This is a genomic window from Acrocarpospora pleiomorpha (assembly GCF_009687885.1).
GTDB lineage: Bacteria > Actinomycetota > Actinomycetes > Streptosporangiales > Streptosporangiaceae > Acrocarpospora > Acrocarpospora pleiomorpha.
This window is the reverse complement of sequence record NZ_BLAF01000016.1, coordinates 105,178-123,490: the sequence shown is the minus strand read 5'-3', so window position 1 is coordinate 123,490 and position 18,313 is coordinate 105,178. Positions and strand designations below refer to the sequence as shown.

General features: G+C 72.1%; 20 protein-coding genes and 2 pseudogenes. 19 read left to right on the top strand and 3 right to left on the bottom strand.

Translation table 11 applies throughout. The features are described 5' to 3' along the window. The first annotated feature begins 62 nt into the window (after positions 1-62). From Aple_RS16340 to Aple_RS16320, 5 genes are all read left to right on the top strand, one after another. Positions 63-824 (top strand): YcnI family copper-binding membrane protein, encoded by a 762-nt coding sequence (locus Aple_RS16340; protein ID WP_155345448.1) that lies wholly within the window; start codon positions 63-65, stop codon positions 822-824. A gap of 20 nt (positions 825-844) precedes the next feature. Then, complete coding sequence (locus tag Aple_RS16335; protein WP_218038351.1) at positions 845-2,512, top strand: copper resistance CopC/CopD family protein; 1,668 nt, start codon at positions 845-847, stop codon at positions 2,510-2,512. After that, complete coding sequence (locus tag Aple_RS16330; RefSeq protein WP_155345446.1) at positions 2,509-3,126, top strand: DUF1775 domain-containing protein; 618 nt, start codon at positions 2,509-2,511, stop codon at positions 3,124-3,126. The genes Aple_RS16335 and Aple_RS16330 overlap by 4 nt, the downstream gene beginning before the upstream one ends. 173 nt (positions 3,127-3,299) lie before the next feature. Next, positions 3,300-3,482, top strand: a complete 183-nt coding sequence (locus tag Aple_RS16325) for a hypothetical protein (RefSeq protein ID WP_155345445.1) — start codon at positions 3,300-3,302, stop codon at positions 3,480-3,482. Positions 3,483-3,486: 4 nt separating this feature from the next. Then, the gene (locus tag Aple_RS16320; RefSeq protein ID WP_155345444.1) at positions 3,487-4,794 is read left to right on the top strand and encodes a YibE/F family protein; all 1,308 of its coding nucleotides are present in this window, start codon (positions 3,487-3,489) and stop codon (positions 4,792-4,794) included. A gap of 95 nt (positions 4,795-4,889) precedes the next feature. Here Aple_RS16320 and Aple_RS16315 read toward each other — a convergent pair whose 3' ends face one another. Then, positions 4,890-6,026: a CobW family GTP-binding protein gene (locus Aple_RS16315; RefSeq protein ID WP_155345443.1), complete on the bottom strand. Its 1,137-nt coding sequence runs from the start codon at positions 6,024-6,026 to the stop codon at positions 4,890-4,892. 75 nt (positions 6,027-6,101) lie between these two features. On the opposite strand from Aple_RS16315, the gene rpmG reads away from it, so the two are divergent. From rpmG to rpmB, 3 genes and pseudogenes are all read left to right on the top strand, one after another. Further along, the gene (rpmG, locus tag Aple_RS16310) at positions 6,102-6,266 is read left to right on the top strand and encodes a 50S ribosomal protein L33 (RefSeq protein WP_062437287.1); all 165 of its coding nucleotides are present in this window, start codon (positions 6,102-6,104) and stop codon (positions 6,264-6,266) included. After that, positions 6,263-6,508, top strand: coding sequence for a type B 50S ribosomal protein L31 (locus tag Aple_RS16305; RefSeq protein ID WP_155345442.1), 246 nt, complete (start codon positions 6,263-6,265; stop codon positions 6,506-6,508). The genes rpmG and Aple_RS16305 overlap by 4 nt, the downstream gene beginning before the upstream one ends. Continuing rightward, positions 6,508-6,630 (top strand): annotated as a pseudogene (gene rpmB, locus Aple_RS56630) (50S ribosomal protein L28); the annotation flags it as partial. The gene Aple_RS16305 and the pseudogene rpmB, both read left to right, overlap by 1 nt. Before the next feature lie 100 nt (positions 6,631-6,730). On the opposite strand, the pseudogene Aple_RS56030 reads toward rpmB, so the two are convergent. Beyond that, positions 6,731-6,909: pseudogene (locus tag Aple_RS56030) on the bottom strand (30S ribosomal protein S14); the annotation flags it as partial. On the opposite strand from Aple_RS56030, the gene Aple_RS16290 reads away from it, so the two are divergent. Both Aple_RS16290 and rpmF read left to right on the top strand, forming a co-directional pair. Then, the gene (locus tag Aple_RS16290; RefSeq protein ID WP_218038362.1) at positions 6,902-7,042 is read left to right on the top strand and encodes an uS14 family ribosomal protein; all 141 of its coding nucleotides are present in this window, start codon (positions 6,902-6,904) and stop codon (positions 7,040-7,042) included. The pseudogene Aple_RS56030 and the gene Aple_RS16290 sit on opposite strands and share 8 nt — an antisense overlap. Before the next feature lie 2 nt (positions 7,043-7,044). Continuing rightward, the gene (rpmF, locus tag Aple_RS16285) at positions 7,045-7,203 is read left to right on the top strand and encodes a 50S ribosomal protein L32 (protein WP_170321498.1); all 159 of its coding nucleotides are present in this window, start codon (positions 7,045-7,047) and stop codon (positions 7,201-7,203) included. A gap of 257 nt (positions 7,204-7,460) precedes the next feature. Here rpmF and Aple_RS16280 read toward each other — a convergent pair whose 3' ends face one another. Beyond that, a complete protein-coding gene (locus tag Aple_RS16280; protein ID WP_155345440.1) occupies positions 7,461-8,138 on the bottom strand; it encodes a zf-HC2 domain-containing protein in 678 nt (225 codons plus the stop codon). A gap of 105 nt (positions 8,139-8,243) precedes the next feature. Between Aple_RS16280 and Aple_RS16275 the strand changes: the two genes are divergently transcribed. From Aple_RS16275 to Aple_RS16235, 9 genes are all read left to right on the top strand, one after another. Beyond that, positions 8,244-8,816, top strand: coding sequence for a sigma-70 family RNA polymerase sigma factor (locus Aple_RS16275; protein ID WP_218038350.1), 573 nt, complete (start codon positions 8,244-8,246; stop codon positions 8,814-8,816). A 100-nt stretch (positions 8,817-8,916) separates the two neighbouring features. After that, the gene (locus tag Aple_RS54420; protein ID WP_155345438.1) at positions 8,917-9,588 is read left to right on the top strand and encodes a response regulator transcription factor; all 672 of its coding nucleotides are present in this window, start codon (positions 8,917-8,919) and stop codon (positions 9,586-9,588) included. 393 nt (positions 9,589-9,981) lie between these two features. Continuing rightward, complete coding sequence (locus Aple_RS16265) at positions 9,982-12,156, top strand: YcaO-like family protein (protein ID WP_155345437.1); 2,175 nt, start codon at positions 9,982-9,984, stop codon at positions 12,154-12,156. Next, on the top strand, positions 12,153-13,223 hold the full coding sequence (locus tag Aple_RS16260) for a hypothetical protein (protein WP_155345436.1): 1,071 nt from the start codon (positions 12,153-12,155) through the stop codon (positions 13,221-13,223). The genes Aple_RS16265 and Aple_RS16260 overlap by 4 nt, the downstream gene beginning before the upstream one ends. 74 nt (positions 13,224-13,297) lie before the next feature. Continuing rightward, positions 13,298-14,887, top strand: coding sequence for an ABC transporter substrate-binding protein (locus Aple_RS16255; protein ID WP_155345435.1), 1,590 nt, complete (start codon positions 13,298-13,300; stop codon positions 14,885-14,887). Then, the gene (locus tag Aple_RS16250) at positions 14,884-15,825 is read left to right on the top strand and encodes an ABC transporter permease (RefSeq protein WP_155345434.1); all 942 of its coding nucleotides are present in this window, start codon (positions 14,884-14,886) and stop codon (positions 15,823-15,825) included. The genes Aple_RS16255 and Aple_RS16250 overlap by 4 nt, the downstream gene beginning before the upstream one ends. Beyond that, positions 15,822-16,706, top strand: coding sequence for an ABC transporter permease (locus tag Aple_RS16245; protein WP_218038349.1), 885 nt, complete (start codon positions 15,822-15,824; stop codon positions 16,704-16,706). Before Aple_RS16250 ends, Aple_RS16245 begins: the two co-directional genes overlap by 4 nt. After that, positions 16,703-17,620, top strand: coding sequence for an ABC transporter ATP-binding protein (locus tag Aple_RS16240; RefSeq protein ID WP_155345433.1), 918 nt, complete (start codon positions 16,703-16,705; stop codon positions 17,618-17,620). The genes Aple_RS16245 and Aple_RS16240 overlap by 4 nt, the downstream gene beginning before the upstream one ends. Continuing rightward, a complete protein-coding gene (locus Aple_RS16235) occupies positions 17,613-18,308 on the top strand; it encodes an ATP-binding cassette domain-containing protein (RefSeq protein WP_155345432.1) in 696 nt (231 codons plus the stop codon). Before Aple_RS16240 ends, Aple_RS16235 begins: the two co-directional genes overlap by 8 nt. Positions 18,309-18,313: the final 5 nt, after the last annotated feature.

The following is an 18,313-nucleotide window of genomic DNA, read 5'->3' as shown; positions in this document are numbered from 1 at the left end:
AACCCCGCTTCCCCCGAACCGGACCGAACGGTTCGGTCATGATCTGTTAGAGGAGACCCCCCATGAGTTCTGCCCTGCGTAACACCCTGCGCGCCGCTGGCCGCACCGCCGCCGTCGGCACCGCCGCCCTCGGGCTGGTCCTGCTCGGCGCCGGCGCGGCGTCGGCCCACGTCACCGTCACCCCCTCCACCACCGCGGCCGGCAGCTACACCGTGCTGACCTTCTCCGTCCCGCACGGCTGCGACGGGTCGGCCACCACCTCGGTCGCCATCTCGATGCCCGAGGAGATCATCGCGGTCACCCCGACGGTCAACCAGGGCTGGGATGTCGAGAAGAAGATGGAGAAGCTCGACACCCCGGTCGACGACGGCCACGGCGGTCAGTACACCGAGCGAGTCGATCAGATCGTCTACACCGCCAAGATCCCGCTGCCCGATGCCCTGCGCGACACGTTCGAGCTGTCGCTGAAGCTCCCGGAGAAGGAAGGCGCCAAGCTGGTCTTCCCGGCGGTCCAGAAGTGTGAGAAGGGCGAGACGCCCTGGACCGAGGTCGTCGCGGACGGCGCGGAGGAGCCGGAGCACCCCGCCCCGTACATCGTGCTGACCGCCGCCGAGGGGGCGGAGCACGGCGCGGCCACGCCCACGCCGGCCGAGACCGCGATGTCGGTCGCCCCGGCGATCGACCCCTCGCGCGCGGCCGCCAACTCGGCCGCGTCCCCCAGCTCGGGCGACCCCGGCGTCGTCGGCTGGGCCGGTCTGGTGCTGGGCGCGATCGGCGCGGCCACGGGCGTGACCGCACTGGTCCGCGGCAGGAAGACCTCTTGACCCGTCCGGTCCGCCGCAGGATGACTAGGTGGGCGCGGAAGTCGGCCGCGCCCACCTCGGCCGTCCTGCTCCTGGCCACTCTCCTGGTCCTCCTCCTGCCCGGCACGGCCGACGCCCACGCCGTGCTGAAGAGCACCGACCCCACCGACGGCCAGGTCCTCGCCCAGGCGCCGCGCACCATCACGGCCACCTTCAACGAGGCGATCAGCCTCGCTCCCAAGGGGAACCAGCTGCTCGACTCGGCCGGCCGCCCCGTCCCCGCCGACATCCGCTCGGTGAACGACACCGTCATCTACACCCCAGCCTCAACCCTTGCCGAGGGCACGTACATCGTCAGCTGGCGGGTCATCTCCGCCGACACCCACCCGGTCGGCGGTGGGATCAGCTTCTCCGTCGGCAAGCCGAGCGCCAGCTCCGTCGCCGTCCCCGACCAGGTCGCCGACCGCGAGGTGAACGTGCTCAGGATCGGCGCCGAGGTGCTGCGGTACGGGGGAGTGCTCGGGTTCGCGGGCCTCACCGCCTTCGGCCTGTTCATCGCCGAGCCGAGCGTGCGCAGGTCCGCGGCGTTCGCCCGGAGGGTCCGGCGCACCCGCGACGCCCTGGCCGCGGCTGCGGTGTTCGGCGCCGTGGCCCTGGTCCCGCTGGTCAAGCTCTGGCAGGACGGCGCGGGCGTCGGCGACCTGTTCTCCGCCTCGCTGTGGCCCGCGGCTCTGTCGGCGGCGCCCGCGGCCGCTGCGGCGCTGCTGGCCGTCGGTACCGTGATCGCCCTGGTCGCGGTGCGCCGCGAGCTGCCGGTCGTCGCGGCGGCCGGGGCGGCGCTGGCGTTGGGCTCTCTCGCCGTGGTCGGCCACACCAGGGTGTACGGGCCGGGCTGGCTGGTGCTCGCCGCCGACCTGCTGCACCTGGCCACCGCGGCGCTGTGGTTCGGCGGGCTGCTCGGGTTATGCCTGCTGTTCGTCCCCGACCGCCATCACAAGGTGGCCGAGGTCGCCTCGGCGGTCGGTCGCTTCTCGGGTGCGGCGCTGTGGCTGGTGGCCGGGCTCGGCGCGAGTGCCGTCCTGCTGTGGTGGCGGATCGCCGACAGCGTGGACAGTCTGTGGACGACCGGGTACGGCCGTCTCGTCCTGGTCAAGCTCGTGTTGGTGCTCGCCGTCGTCGGCGTCGCCGCCTGGAACCGGTACCGGCTCGTCCCCTCGATGCACTCCGGCGCGCGCCGGGAGGCCACCCTGGGCGCGCTGCGCCGCACGGTCGGGATCGAGGCGGTGGGCCTGGCCGTGGTGGTGGCCGTCACCGGCGTGCTGGTCTCGCAGACGCCGCGCGAGGAGCTCACCGCCGCGCCCGCGGCGGCTGCGCCGTCCCCCGCTGGGCCCAAGACGCTCATCGCGGCCATCGGCGATGGCAAGGCCACCATGGTGATCAGCCCCGGTAAGAGGGGGGTCAACGCGCTCCAGCTGTCCCTGGTTGACGGGCAGGGCGTGCCGCTGGTGCCGCATGAGACGCCGGAGCTGTCGGTGCGGCTGCCCGCGTACGAGCTGGGGCCGTTCAAGAAGCCGCTGTCCACGACGGGCAAGGGCACGTACGAGGCGACGGTCGACTTCCCGCTGGACGGGACGTGGACGGTGACGCTGGTCGTGCGGCTGTCGGAGTTTGAGAGCCCGGTTGTCTCCCAGAAGGTGGTGATCCCGTGAGATCCGGTGTCTCCCGTGCGGTCCGGGCCGCCGGGGTGGCGCTGGCGGCGGTCGTGCTGGTGCTGCTGCCGGCCGCCCCGGCGCTGGCTCACGTGCTGCTGGAGTCCGCGCAGCCCAATGGGGACGGGTCGGTCACGCTCACCTTCTCCTTCGACCACGGATGCGACGGCGCGCCGACCCAGGCACTTGTGGTCCGGATTCCGGCCGGGTCCTCGGTGCTGTCGGCCGGCCAGCCGGGCGGTTGGCGTAGCGCGGTGAAGGGGAACGCGGTCGAGTGGACCGGCCCGGGGATCGCCGACGGCACCAAGGCGTCCTTCACCGTGCGGGCGCGCCTGTCGGGGAAGGTCGGCGCGCCGCTGCTCTTCCCGGCCACGCAGCGGTGCGCCGGCGGCAAGGGGTACGAGTGGATCGGCGCCGACGACGCGTCCCAAGAGCCCGCACCACGGCTGATCGCCACCGCCGCTGTCCTGGACCCGGGCCTCAGCCCGGCACTGCCCCCGGCCGTGGGCGCGGACGGCGCCGACGACGTCCAGGTGGCCGTGGCGCTGGGCGCCTTCACCGCCCTGGCAGCCCTGACCGCTCACCTGACCCGCTGGCGCCTCCGCCGCCCCTGACCCCCTGGGGAAACTCAGCAACCGTCACCACACTGGCCGTTCAGGGAGTAACTTTGTTGATGGTCCGCCCTGACACGTGGGCTTCTACCAGCAGCCAAACGGAGGGCATCTCGATCCTCGCTGGGCAGCTCCCTGCGCCGCTCCATGGCCTCGACAACGACTTCCCGCGGGCCGTGATCTCGCCACAGCTGGATCTGGGAGATAGCGGTAACGGCAAGTGGGCCGACGCCGAGCACGTCCTGCGGCACGTACCGCTGCCCTGGCACGGCCCGCACCGACGTGGCGCCGGCATGCAGGGCACGGTCAGCGAGAGTGAGCAGCCGCTGGTGGCTCCCGTTATCTGCAGGAAGGCCTGATGCCATGGGAGCCAACCACACCCACGGGCCGGTCGCCCCCGCCTCACACGCGGCGCGGTGGGCGACCCTGGCCGTGATCGTGCCGCTGGCCGTGGCCACGCTGGTAGCCGTGTTGTGGATGTGGCCCGGGCAACCAGCCTCCGATAGCGCGGAGGGGAGCACCCTCCAGAAGGTGACCGGGATGATCGTCGGTATCACCCTGAGTCCCTGTCCGGAGGAACCGCCGCTTGAGGGGGTGCCCTCGGCCGGGCTGCCGCCAGTTGATCCGGCGACGTGCGGCGATGCCCAGGTCAGGCTGACCAGTGGACAACAGACCGGGCAGCGCGTTATCGCGCAACTGCCCAGCGGCCCGGGCTCGCCGGTCTTCGGCGTCGGGGATGACATCGTGCTGATCTACACGCCGGTGACCGGGGACAACATCCTGGATGAGCCGCCGTACCGGGTCTCTGACTACGACCGCACCGAACCGCTGCTGCTGATCGGGGCGGCCTTCGCGCTCGCGGTGATCGCGTTCGGGCGGTGGCGCGGCGTCACGGCACTGGTGGGCCTGGCCATCACCTTCGTGCTGCTGCTGACGTTCGTGATCCCCGCGATCCTGGCCGGTCAGCCACCGCTGCTGGTGGCCATCGCCGGATCCGCGGCGATCATGCTCGCGGTCCTTTACCTCACCCACGGTTTCACGGTCACCACCTCGGTGGCGATCGTCGGCACCCTCTGCAGCCTCAGCCTGACCGGTGGGCTGTCGTATGCCGCGATCGGGATCGCCCGGCTCAGCGGGATCACCGACGACAGCTCGCTCTTCCTGGACATGAGCTACCGCATCAACACGCAAGGGCTGCTGATGGCCAGCATTCTGATCGGCGCCCTGGGCGTGCTGGACGACGTCACCGTCACCCAGTCGGTCACGGTGGCCGAGCTCGCCCGCGTCAACCCGGGCTTCGGCTTCCGCGAGTTGTATCGCGCCGCCACGCGCATCGGGCGCGCGCATATCGCCTCGGTGATCAACACCATCATCCTGGCCTATGCGGGCGCGTCCCTGCCGCTGCTGCTGCTCATCAGCGTCGGCCGGGAACCGCTGGGCGAGGTGCTGACCAATCCGGTGCTGGCGCAGGAGATCGTCCGCAGCGTGGTGGGCACGTTGGGTCTGATCTCCGCCGTCCCCCTCACCACCGCCCTTGCCGTACTGGCCCATAGGCCACGAGCCATCGGCGGACGCGGCGATGAGCCGCTGCCATCCGTGACCGGCCGCCGACGTTCGGGCTCGGATCACGGTGGGGGGGAGCCTGAATCCGCGTTCTGGCAGAACCACTAGTCCGGGTAAGCGTCACACCGATCGATAGGTGCCCGCAGCATGCGAAGCTGGGCCACCGCCGCGCTTGGACAAGTTAGGGCTTATTTCGGGGTCTTTCATGTGATCTCTTGCAGGTCGAGCAGCGGCGCGAAGGGGTCCTCGTAACGGGCCCACGCGGACGAGCCCGCCACGGTCTCGTCCGGGGTCAGCAGGCAGGAGTCGAGCAGGCCGTGGATACGTTCGCGGTCCAGGTCAGGCCCGACGAAGACCAGGTGCTGAACGCGGTCACCGAAGTGGCTGGTCCAGTCGAGGGCGGCGGCCGCGCGGCGGGCGGGGGAGACCAGGTCCCAGGCCGCCTCGGGCAGCGCGGCCAGCCACGGGCCGGCGTCCTGGACCGACATCCCGCCCGCCACGGCGTCCCAGCCGAGCAGGCGCTCGTGCCGCGTGGCCAGCCAGAACCGGCCACGCGACCGGACCGTCTGGGTGACCAGTTCGTCGAGGGCCTCGTAGAGGCGGCCGGGGTGCAGCGGGCGAAGCCGGTGCCAGACGACGGTGGTGACCTCGCCGTCCCGTGCGTCGCAGGGGAGCACGGCGGTGGCGGGGTCGACGCGTTCGGCCAGCATCCGGGTGCAGAGGGCGGGGCCGGTCACGTCGGGCGGCTCGGCGGCGAAAACCGGGGTGGCGGGCGCGAGATGGCTCAGCAGGGCACGTGAGAGGTCGTGGTCTTCCTCGTCGCCGCCGTGCAGGATCAGGGCGGTGGCGTACTCCACCTGCCGGGCCAGCACTTCGGCCAGGTATCGCTGATCGCCGGTCGCGCCCTGGCCCGTCTCCGACATGCGCTCGCCCCGGGCGATGTCGATCGGCAGGTGCTCGGTGTGCAGGGCAGTCGCCACGCACGTCAGACGCAGGGCCGCGCGTACCTCCCCGGCGTCGAGCGCCTCGGCCACCGTGCGCGGTTCGACCGAATCCCAGAGGTCGACGACGAGCAGGGGTGCGGCGGCGGCGCGCCGGATCAGCTCCGGCACCAGATCCTCCCTGACCGTGCAGGAGACGCACCCGTGCGCCAGCCGTACCTCGGCCCGCTCCAGCACGCCGGAGGCGTCGCGTACGGTGCGCTCGACCCGGCCTGAGGAGACCACACGCAGGTCGTGGTGGACGGCCACCGCGCCGGGGTGGGCAGCCAGGAGGTGGTCGACGGTGGCGGAGCGGGCCGTGGAGTGCAGGCCGACGACCAGGACGACGGGGGTGGCCATGGCATCTTCTCAAGTAGCAATTGAAAACAATTATCATTATCATTGCATGATCGCGCCCGAAGGAAGGACCCGACCTTGGCCAGAAACGAACTGCGCCCGGTGATCAAGCTGCGCTCGACCGCAGGAACCGGCTACACCTACGTGACCCGCAAGAACCGCCGCAACGACCCCGACCGGCTCACTCTCAGCAAGTACGACCCGATCGTGCGCAGGCACGTCGAGTTCCGGGAGGAACGATGAAGAAGGGCGTCCACCCCGACTACCACCCCGTGGTCTTCCGTGACCCGAGCGCCGGGTTCGCCTTCCTGACCCGCTCGACGGTGACCAGCGACAAGACGATCGAGTGGGCGGACGGCAACGTCTATCCCGTGGTGGACGTCGACGTCTCCGCGGCGAGTCACCCGTTCTACACCGGCAAGAGCCGGGTGCTGGACACCGCCGGCCGGGTCGAGCGCTTCAACCAGCGCTACGGGAGGACCTGATGTCGGCCCACTGCCAGCTCACCGGAGTCAAGCCCGCCTTCGGCAACAACGTCTCTCACTCCCACCGGCGCACCCGCCGCCGGTGGAACCCCAACATCCAGCACCGCCGCTACTGGCTCCCCAGCGAGAACCGGCACGTCCGCCTCACCCTCAGCACTCGCGCGATCAAGACCGTGGACAAGATCGGGGTCGAGGCGGCGGTGGCGCGCATCCGGGCCAGAGGTTGCGCACCCGGGTGGCGCTGGCGTCGCGGGGCTGCCGGCCCAGTTCTCGTAGGCCGCCGCCTTCTCATCGGGGCTGCCGGTGCGGATGACCTCCTTCAGTTCGGCCCTGCGGGTGGCGTACCGGGCGACGACGATCCTGCGGCGTTCGTTGGCGGCGATCTTGCTCTTCTTGGCCATCAGACCTTCTCTCCTCGACTCGGTCGACGGACGCCCACGCGGCCACCTCACCAAGTTCGGCATCTCCCGGATCCGGTTCCGCGAGATGGCCCACCGGGGCGAACTGCCCGGCGTGACGAAGGCGAGCTGGTAGCCGTGGCCGTCCCCAAACGCAGGACCTCCCGTAGCAACACCCGGTACCGCCGGGCCCAGTGGAAGGCCGTCGCCCCGGACCTGGTGCCCATCGTGATCGACGGACGCCGAGTTCTGGTGCCCCGCCGCCTGATCGCCGCCTACCGGCGCGGCCTTCTCTGAGACGCTCCTGCCAGGATGGGCTGGACGTCGATGACCGGCCCATCCCTGGTGCGCTTCCCCGGGCGTCAGCCCCGACGGTGCCTGTCGGGCCGGCGAGTCAGCGGTCATGGATATGGACCGCTTTTCCTGAAATATGGTCAGGAATGATAACCGTATCCATTTGGAAATGATTGTGATACATCTGAACGGAAGCCAGGTAGAGCATTTCCGCCGATGGATAGGTGCCCGCAGCGTGCGAACCTCTGACGCCGGGGTGGTCAGGCAGTCGCGCCCGGTGACGCGGCCGCGCCGCCCCCGCCGGACGTGGCGGGAAAGCCGCCCCCGCGTGCCTGGCCGGTGTCCGGCGGGTTCCGCATGAGCACCGCCAGCCAGAGCAGCGCCATCCAGCCGGCGACCACGAACAGGTGGTGCGCTTCGCGCAACGTGACCACCTGCGCGTTCCCCAGGTCCCACAGGGCGGTGCCGGTGAGGATCATGGCGCCGGCGGTGGCCGCGGGCAGCACCCCCCACACCGAGCGGGGCCGGAGCGCGGCAGTGAGGAAGCCGACGCCGATCGCCAGGTTGAACGCGCCGATCTCCTTGAGCTCGTGGCTCGCGCCACCCTCGTGGAGCACCAGCGAGGGCGCCACCACCATCGCGTACCCGATCACGATCTGGCAGACCGCGATCGCGCCCGCCAGCGTCCGTGCCAGCCGGAGCGGCCACGCCGGCTTGGGTGGTGGTCCGGTCAGGCCGCGCATGATCCGGTCGGTGAGATCGGGTGCCGGCGCCGCCGGCATCGCGCGCAGCGCGCGGCCGAGACCGGCGGCCCCGCTCAGCCAGTCGACGCACACCGGGCATCGGTCGAGGTGGATGCGTAGCCGGTGGAGGCCGACGCCAGGCTCCGCGCCGTCCAGCAATGCGGATATGGCCTCACGTGCCCGCGCGCATCTCATGTCTCCCTCGCTTCTTTCTCCGGGTAGTCGTCCTCGGGACGCGCCCGGTTCCGGCGGCCTACGTCGCTTCCCGCCATCATCTCCGGCCGTCAGAAGGTGAATCCAATGGATGAGCTGACGCGCCTCGCCTTCGCGGCGAGGTATGACGACGAACAGCGGTTCCGGGAGTTCGTCGTCGCTTCATCGCCGGAGGTGTGGCGGTTCTGCGCCACCCTGGCCGACGTCGACAGCGCCGATGACCTCACCCAGGAGACCTACGCCCGGGTCTGTGTGGCGTTGCGGCGCTATCGCGGCGAGGCCAGCGCCAGGACCTGGCTGCTGTCGATCGCCCGGCGGGTGGTGGCCGACGCGATCAGGAAGAGAACGCGCCTGCGCCGCCTGGACGCGAAGTTCCAGGCATATACGGCCCATGAGGAACCGGTGACCCACCCGGCGGGTGAGGTCGAACTCCGCATGCTGATCGCGGAGCTGCCGCACGCCAAGCGCGAGGCGTTCGTGCTCACCCAGGTGCACGGCCTGTCCTACGAAGAGGCCGCCCAGGTGTGCGGCTGCCCGGTCGGGACGATCAGGTCGCGGGTGGCCAGAGCCCGTGAGAGCCTCCTGGCGTCGCTGTCGGAGGCCGATCGGCGGAAATCCGCAGGGAACTCCGCGCGTGTGGGCGACGACCATCTGAGGTGAGTGGCTGCCGAGGTATCGGGGACACGGGGGTGGAGCATGGGAACGTGCCGTAGGAAAAGCACCCGAGGGCGGCCGCGGTCCGGCGAGATCTAGAGTCGGCGTGGGAATCCGCATCCTGGCCTGTGACAGGCAGACGCTGGTGCTGGCGGGCGTACGCGCCTACCTGTCCGGAGAGCCCGACATTCAGATCGTCAGCGAGACCGGTGACGCCGCTGAGGCGATCAGGCACGCCAGGAAGGTGCTACCGGACATCGTGCTGCTCGGGGTCTCCGACGACGACGGCGACCTGGCAGGGGTGGTGCACAAGCTGACCGCTCTCGGGCCCGACGCGTCGCCCCGGGTGCTGCTGATGGCGGCGCCCGAGCACGAGAGCAGGCTGCTGGACCTGCTGCGTGCGGGAGCGCGTGGCGTGGTCGGCAAGGACTCCACCGCCTCGGAACTGGGCCGGGCGGTCCGGGTGGTGGCGGCCGGTCAGGCATGCCTGACGCCGTCGATGACCAGGCGGCTGCTCGACTGGGCGATGACGGCGGGACCGCTCACCGCGCAGGTGCCGCAAGAGGTCGCCCGGCTCACCGGCCGGGAGCGTGAGGTGCTGTCGATGCTGGCCAGAGGGCTGAACGACGGCGAGATCGCGTCGGCGCTGCGGCTGTCGAAGGCCACCGTGCGCTCCCACATTCATCACATGTCAGCCAAGATCGGCGTCACCAGCCGCGCCCAGGCCGTCGCCTTCGCTTATCGCCACGGCCTGATCGCCGCACTGCCGGGCCGGTGACCCCGTGTCCCTTTCAGCAGCCGTGGACGACGTCATCAACACAGGACGAGAACCGGGACGGCGATTCCACAAATGTGGTGACCGCGCTGTTAAACCCCAACAAAGCGCGTCTGTGAAGCCAGCGCACGGTGGAAGACATCGCTTCCGGCCCGACATAGCTTGTGCCGCGTGCCCGAAATGGGTGCAGTCATCCCATCCGAAGAAGGGAATCGCCATGATCAAGCACATCGCCAAGAAGCGCGTGGCCAAGCTCCTCGCCCCGCACAACCACCACACGAGCCTCGCGCCCTCCTTCTCCTGGAGCAAGTAAGCGGGCAGGGGCCGGAGGCCGTCACCGTACGGTCTCCGGCTCTCTTTTTCGGGCGACCCACCAGATCCTGGAGGAGAGAAACGATGGCAGCCGGGCCGCGCGTGGTCAGTGTCGAACTCCGTTCACTCGGTGACGAGGCCACCCTGGTCACCACCCCCTCGGGGGCCGTCTTCGAGATCGCGGCACCGCTGCCGGCGATCCGGGAGCTGCTCGACCGCTGTGACGGCAGCCGGTCGTACGACGACTTAGCCCGCCAGACCCCCGACCCGCAGGCGTACGGCGAACTGCTCGCCCACCTGCGTGAGACCGGATGCCTGGGCGACGACGAGGGCGGCGCGACGACGGGCGTGCGACTGCTCGCCGTCGGCGACGCGGCACTCGTCGAGCTCGCGGCCGCTCACGCCGCGCTCACGGTCGCCACCCCCGGCGACCTCGACGCCGCGCTGGCCGGATCTGCGCCGGGCACGGTCGCGGTCGTGGCCCTGCGCGACCGGCTCGACGTGGCCTTCCTCGAATGGCTCAACGACCTGTGCGCGGCGGCCGGGGTGCGGTGGGCGCAGTTCCACCTGGACCAGGGACGCGGCTGGGCGGGCCCGGCCGTCGACCCTGGCAGCACTCCCGACTACCGTGACCTGCTCGGCCGCAGGATCACCGCCGCCGAACAGCCAGAGGTCGAGGCGGCGCTGATGGCCCCCGCGGAGTACGGCCATCCAGCCCTCCCGGACGACGGCGAGCTGCGCTGGATGATCGCTGGCTTCATGGTGGACGTGGCCCGCTGGCTGGACGGCGGCCCGGCCCGGCTGCCGTGGGGCGAACTGGAGCTCAACCCGCTGACGCTGGAGAGCGTCCGGCACCCGCTGTTGCCGCTGCCCGACCGGCCGTTACGCGATCCGGGCCAGCCGTTCGACCAGGAGGCGCTCGTGGACGAGCGCACCGGTCTGATCACCGGCCTGCCCGTCTTCCCGCACTCCGAGTCGATCCCGCACGACCTGGTGACCGTGCAGAGCAACGTGGCCGACATGCGCCGGCTCTACACCTGGGCCAACAACATCGTGTGCGGCGGCAGCAGGTTCGGCGACCCGGAGGGGGCCCGGCTGTCGGCGATCGGCGAGGCCGTGGAGCGCTACTGCGGCAACTGCGTCACCGACAAGGTCGACGTACGGGAGGCGTCCTACGACGAGCTCCGAGGCCAGCATGCGATCGACCCGGAGCGGTTGGTGCTCTACTCCGACCGGCTATACGACTCGCCCGGTTTCCCGTTCGTCCGGTTCGACCGGGACCTGAGCACGCACTGGGTGCGCGGGCGCTCGCTCACCCACGACCGCGACGTCTGGGTTCCGGCCAGCACGGTCTATGTCAACTGGTACATGGACGACTACGCGCAGGTCCCGCCGACCAATTACCTCTACTACCCGGGCATCGCCGCGGGCCCGTCGCTGGAGTGGGCGCTGGCCTCCGGCATCGAGGAGATCATCGAGCGGGACATCACCATGATCTGGTGGATGAACGCGCACCCGCTGCCCGCCGTCGACCCAGGGCCGGAACTGGCGGCGCTGTGGGCGGGCAAGCCGACCGAGCTGGGGCAGCGGGCCTGGCTCATCCACCTGGACAACGAGTTCGGCGTCCCGGTCATGGCCGGGGTGCTGGAGAACCGCCGCGAGGGCCTGCTCAACGTGGGCTTCGCCGCCCGCCCCGACCCCGTCGAGGCGGCGCGCAAGGCCTGGACCGAGGCGCTGACGCTGCAGGACGGCAGCCGCGACCTGGACGACCCCAGCGGGCTCACCTATACGGCCATCGCCGAGGGATGGGTGAGCGCGCCGCTGAAGCCGTGGCGGGGCGACCGGGCCTACCTCGACAGCTACGACCCGGACTTCCGCGACGTCAACGACCTGATGTGCCAGCAGCAGGTCTTCCTCGACCCGCGCGCCGCCGAGCGGGTGCGCCCGTGGCTCGACGTGCCGGTCAGCCGGCGCATGGACGAGATCCCGAGCCTGCCAGACCGGTCGCTGGAGACCTACCGGCGGCTGGTGGAGTCGCGCGGCTACGAGATCGTCTACGTGGAGCTGACCACGCAGGACGTGGCCAAGGCGGGGCTGCGCGTGGTGCGGGTGCTGATCCCCGGTCTGGTGCCGAACTTCCCGGCCGCCTTCCCCTTCCTCGGCCGGGGCCGGATCCAGCAGCACCCCGTGAGCCTGGGCTGGCGGGAGGCGCCGCTGCCCGAGGAGAAGCTGAACTACTTCCCGCTGCCGCACGCATGACGATCTACGTCGAGGTGCCCAACCTCGGGTTCGGGCCGGCCGTCACGGCACTGCGCGCCCTCGCCCGGATCCCGGCGGAGGACGTGCACGTGCTGGCCACCGGCGACTCGGCCCGCTTCCTGCAACGGGAGCGGCCGGCCTACACCTGGCACGACGCGGACACGCTGTGGCCGCAGGGATGCGCCGGGCTGTTGCCGCCCGGCTCGCTGGTCGTCTCGGTCACCAATCCCGAGTTCGCCGCCTGGGCGGTGGAGCAAGGGCACGAGGTCGGCGTGGTGGACGTACTGGACTGGATGTGGCCGCTGGCCCGGCCGGCCGCGCTGCCCGATCCGGCGCGGCTGCGCTTCCACCTGGTGGAGGCCGGGTTCGCGCGGCCCCGGCACGGTGAGCCGGTCGCGCCGCTCATCGACCACGAACTGTGGTCGGAGCCGGCGCAGCCCCGGTCCGGCCTGGCCGTGGTCGCGTTCGGCGGCATGGCCATGCCGGGTGGCGCCGATCACGTCGGCGCGTTCGCCCGCTCGTTCCTCTTCACCGCGCTGCCTGTGCTCGTGGAGGCGGGCCTGGCGCACGTGGTGGTCGTGGGCGGCAGCAGGGATCTCGTGGACCTGGTGCCGCCGCGGTGGCGGGCCCACCCGGCCGTGGAGGTGCGCGCCGCAGTGCCCCCGGCCGAGTACGCCGCGCTTCTGCGGTCGGCCCGGCACGTGCTCATCCCGGCCGGGATGAGCACGCTGCACGAATGCGCGGCGGCCCGGATCACCCCGTTCGTCCAGCCGGGCTGCACGATCAGCACGGTCCTGGCCACGGAGCGGCTGTCCGCCCGCAGCTACCCCTACGTCTGCCGGTGGCCGGGGCAGAGCGCGGCCCTGGCACCGGTCCTGGGCAGGCCGGAGCCCGAACTCATCGAACGGGCCGCCGAACTGGTCGCGGCGGGCGCCCCTCATCTTGCTGATGAGCTGCGGCGTTACCTGGTTCGTGTAGAGGGTCCAGCCCTCCTGCCGATGAGCTGGGACGGGCTGCCGACGGCGGCCGACCGGCTCGCGCACCATGTGCTGACACGGCGACCGTAAGGGCCTGGAACCTGGGCGGCGTAACCATCGACTACCTCATCGATCCGGCATTTCGATCGGCGAGGAGCACGTATATGAACAAGCCCGCCCGGCCGCAGGGCCGCAGCCGTCTGGCTCGCGCCCTGCTGGCCGCGTTACTGATAGCAGCGCCCGCCTGCGCCGCGGATCCGGCCGACAGTCCGGCCGCCGGTTCGGCCACGAGTTCGCCCGCCCCCACCGAGGTGCGCATCGCGGTGCCCGAGACCGGCGTGAGCCTGAAGCCCGACGGCTTCTGGCACTACGCCCTGGCCAGTTACGGCGTCGCCGAGCACCTGCTGCGGGCCCGCCCCGACGGCACGATCGAGCCGTGGCTGGCCTCCTCCTTCGAGCGGACCGACCCGAAGACCTGGCGGGTGACGCTGCGCGAAGGGGTCACCTTCCACAGCGGCAAGGCGGTCGACGCCAAGGCCGTGGTGGCGGCCCTGGAGAAGCGGGTCACCCAGGGGTACGGCACCGACTCCATCGCCAAGGCGGAGATCGAGGCGACCGGCCCGCTGGAGGTCACCTTCACCTCACCGCAGCCCAGCGCGGCCGTCCCGCGCGACCTGGCCTCACTGGTGCGCTACTACATGATCTACGACGTGGCCGCCGCCGAGCAGGCCGGCGACGACAACGCCAAGTTGCTCGCCGCCGGGATCTACACCGGCCCCTTCAAGCCGGTCGCCGTCGACCAGCAGTCGATCTCGGCCGAGGCCTTCCCCGGCTACTGGGGGACCAAGCCGGCCTTGACGGGGGTGAAGGTGCTCGCCATGCCCGACGCCACCGCCCGTGTGTCGGCGGTGCGCAGCGGTGAGGCCGACATCGCGATCACCCCGCCCGCCGAGACCGCCCGGACGGCCACCCAGGGCGGGCCGTTCACCTACAAGCGGGCGACCGTCGCCAACCGCGGCGTCTTCGCCCAGTTCAACCTGGCCCGCCCGCCCTTCGACGACCTCGCGGTACGGCAGGCGTTCATGCTCGGCGTCGACTACGCCAAGCTGCCCGCGGTGGTGGCCGGAGGCGGCGTCTACGCGCAGGCCGGCTCGGTGGCGCCGGGGGCGCTGCCGTTCGCTGTCACGACCCAGCGCACCGACCCGGCGGCCGCCGCGGCGCTGCTGGACCAGGCGGGCTGGCAGGCGGGCGCCGACGGCATCCGGGCCAAGGACGGCAAGCCGCTGCGCGTGACCTACCTCTTCCAGTCGGGCGACAGCGAACTGGAGGCGTTCGGCATCGCCCTGCGCGAGCAGATGCGCCCGCTCGGCATCGACCTCGCCATGGCACGCGTCGACGACGCCTACGACTCCAAGGCCTGGCCCGCGGAGTGGACGATCACCACCCTGTTCGTGCTGCTCGACGGCCCCAACCTGGTCGACTCGATGGCCGCCTGGCTGGGCAGCCAGGGCGGCGCCAACTTCGGCGGGGTCAAGGACCCCGAGCTCGACGGGCTGATCGGCACCCTCCAGTCGACCACGCTTGAGGAGGCCGGCGCGGATCTGGGCAAGGCGCAGACCCTGATCTCCGAGAAGGCCTACGCGGCGGTGCTGGGCTTCAAGGCGGTCGACGCCGTGGTCAGCGCGCCCTTCGCGGACTTCGTCCCCGACGCCGGGTTCGTCTTCATCGATGCGGCGCTCAGCGTACGCCAGTGATCCCTTCTCTGGCGAGACGGACCGGACAGGCCCTGATCACCGCGCTGCTGGCCAGCGTGGTGGTCTGGGGCCTGCTCCCGCTCGCCCCCGGCGACCCCGCCGTGCGTTACCTCCAGGCGCGGCACGTTTCCGCGCCGACGGAGGAACAGCTCGCCCGGGCCCGCGCCGACCTGGGCCTGGACCGCCCGCTGCCCGAGCAGTACGTGCGCTGGCTCGGCGGCGTCGTCCGGGGCGACCTCGGCCAATCGACCCGGCTGAACCTGCCGGTGACGCGGGTCATCGCCGAACGCGCCCCGGCGACGCTGCGGCTGACGCTCGCCACCGTCCTGCTCGCCCTGGTGGTCTCGCTGCCGCTCGCGCTGGCGGGTGCGGCGGCTCCCGGGCGCTGGCCGGACGCGGCCGGACGTTACATCGCGCTGCTGGGGGCCGCGCTGCCGTCGTTCGTGGCGGGGCTGCTGCTGATCGAGTTCGTGATCGTACGTCTGGGCGCGGGGAGCGTGGTCAGCGACGGCAGCTGGTCGCAGGTGTGGCTGCCCGCCGCCGCGCTGGCGCTGTATCCGATCGCCCGCTGGTCTCGGCTGCTGCGTGGCGGCCTGCTGGAGGGGCTGCGGTCCGAGCACGTCACCGTCGCCGCGGCGCGGGGCACCTCCCGGGCCAGGGCGCTGGTGGTGCACGCCCTGCCCAACGCGTCGGTGCCGTTCGTCACCGTGCTGGCGATGACGGTTGGTTTCCTGCTGGGCGGCGCGGCGGTGGTGGAGAACGTGTTCTCCTGGCCGGGGCTGGGCCGCGAGATCGTGCTGGCCGTCACGGCCAGAGACCTGCCGGTCGTGCAAGGCTTCGCACTGGTAATGAGCCTGGCCTGGGTCACGATCAGCCTGCTCGCCGACGTGGCGACCGCGCTGATCGATCCCAGACTGCGTGAGGGGAGCGGCCGATGACCATCCTGACCGGACGCGGCCTGGCCCCGGCCGAGCCGACCGCCCCGCCCGCCCGGGGGGTGCTCGCCCGGCTGCTGAAACGCCGCGACGCCCGCGCCGCGCTGGTCATCCTGGTGCTGGGGGCGCTTGGCATCCTGGCCGGGCCGGCGCTGGTGCCGTACGCGCCGGACGTGGCCGACTTCGACAACGTGCTGAGCGGCCCGAGCGCGGCCCACTGGCTCGGCACCGACCAGTTCGGCCGCGACCAGCTCGCCCGCCTGCTCGACGGCGGCAGCCGTTCCCTGCTGGCGACCGCGCTGGTGCTGGTGATCAGCGTCGCCGCCGGGCTGATCGTGGGCACCCTGGCCGGGGTCGCCGGCGGGCTCATCGACGTGGTCGCGATGCGGGCGGTGGACATGGCGCTCGCCGTGCCCGGCGTGGTGCTGACCCTGGCCCTGCTCGGCGCGCTCGGGCCGGGCTTCGGCAACCTGGTGATCGCGCTGGCGGCGACGGCCTGGCCGCCGTACGCCCGGCTGGCGCGCAGCTACGTGCGGTCGGGCCGCGAGCGGCCCGACGTGGTCACCGCGAGGCTGGCCGGGGCGGGCTGGCCGCGGGCCGCCGTGGCGCACCTGCTGCCGGGCGCGGCCACCCACGTGATGGTGGTCGCCGCCCTCGACGTCGGGCACACGATCATGGCGGTGACCGGGCTGTCCTTCCTCGGCCTTGGCGCGCAGCCGCCCGACGCCGAGTGGGGGGTCATGCTGTCCGACTCCCGGCTCTACCTGACCCAGGCGCCGTGGCTGCTGCTCGCCCCGTCCGCGGCGATCGTCCTGGTCATCCTGGCCGCGATCCTGCTGGGCGAGGCCGCCGCGGAGGTATCCGACCCCCGGAGGGCGCGATGAGCGAGGCGGCGCTGACCATCTCAGGGCTGGACGTGCGGTATCCGGGCGGCGGCCGCGCCGTGCGCGGGGTCGACCTGAGCGTGGCGCCGGGCGAGTCGTTCGCGCTCGCGGGCGAGTCGGGCTGTGGGAAGACGTCGCTGGCCCGGGCGGTGCTCGGGCTGCTGCCGCCGGACGCCCGGTGCGCGGGCTCGATCCGGGTCGGCGGGGTCGAGCTCGTCGGCGCGCCGAAGCGCACCCTGCGGGCCGTGCGCGGGATCGAGGTGGGGTACGTGCCGCAAGACCCGGTCACCGCCTTCGACCCGCTGCGCCGGGTGGGCCACCACGTCGCGCAGGCGTGGCGGGCGCACCGCCGGACCCCGCCGCCGGGGGCGGTGGCCCGGCTGGTGGCCGAGATGGGCATCCCCGACGCGGCCGTCCGGTTACGCGACTGGCCCCACCAGTGGAGCGGCGGCATGCTCCAGCGGGCCACCATCGCCGCGGCCGTCGCTCACCGGCCCAGACTGGTTGTGGCCGACGAGCCCACCAGCGCGCTTGACGCCGATCTGGCCGGTTCGGTGCTGACCACGCTGCGGGCGGCGAGCCCGAGCCTGCTCCTGATCAGCCACGACCTGGCTCTGATCGCCGAGCACGCCGATCGGGTCGGGGTGCTGTACGGCGGGCGCCTGGTGGAGGTGGGCGACGCGGCCGGGGTGCTGGCCGCGCCCCGCCATCCCTACACGGCGGCGCTGGTCGCCTCGGTGCCGAGGCCGGGCGCGGGGCTGCCGGAGCCGCTGCCCGGCCGGCCCCCCGCTCCCACGGAGACGATCCCCGGGTGCCCGTTCGCGGCCCGCTGCCCCGTCGTGCGGGAGCGCTGCGCCGACGAGGTCCCGCCGATGCGCGACGGCGTCGCCTGCTGGGCGGTGAGCCATGGCTGAGCAGCCGGTCATCGAGGCCGTCGGGGTCAGCCGCCGCTACGCCACCACCGCGGCGCTCCGCGAGGCCCACCTGATTGTGCGCGAGGGCGAGATCGTCGGCATCTACGGGGCCTCCGGCTCGGGCAAGTCCACGCTGCTGCGCCTGCTCGCCGCGATCGAGCCGCCCGACACCGGCGAGGTGCTGCTGGGCGGCGCCCCCGCCTGGGTGCGCCGATATGGCATGCGGCACCGCCGCCCGCCCCGTCCCGGCTATGTGATGCCGATCTTCCAGAACCCGTTCAGCAGCCTGGACGTGCGCTGGCCGATCTGGCGCAGCGTCACCGAGCCGGTGGCGATCATCCGGCGAGCGTCCGGGGCCGAGCGGCGCGCGCTGGCCGGTGAGCGGCTGGCGGCGGTCGGCCTGAGCGGACTCGACCTGGAGGCGACGCCGTCGGAGCTGTCGATCGGGCAGTGCCAGCGGGTGGCGATCGCCAGGGCGCTGGCGGCCGCGCCGGCCGCAGTCGTCGCCGACGAGCCGACCAGCGCGCTGGACGTCACCACCGTGGCCGGGATCCTGCGCCTGTTCAAGCAGGTGGCGGCGGGTGGCACCGCGCTGGTGCTGGTCAGCCACGACGAGAACATGCTGCGGGTGCTCTGCGATCGGGTGCGGCCGATGAAGGCGGGTGTCCTCGAACCAGGCGGATGCTAGTATGC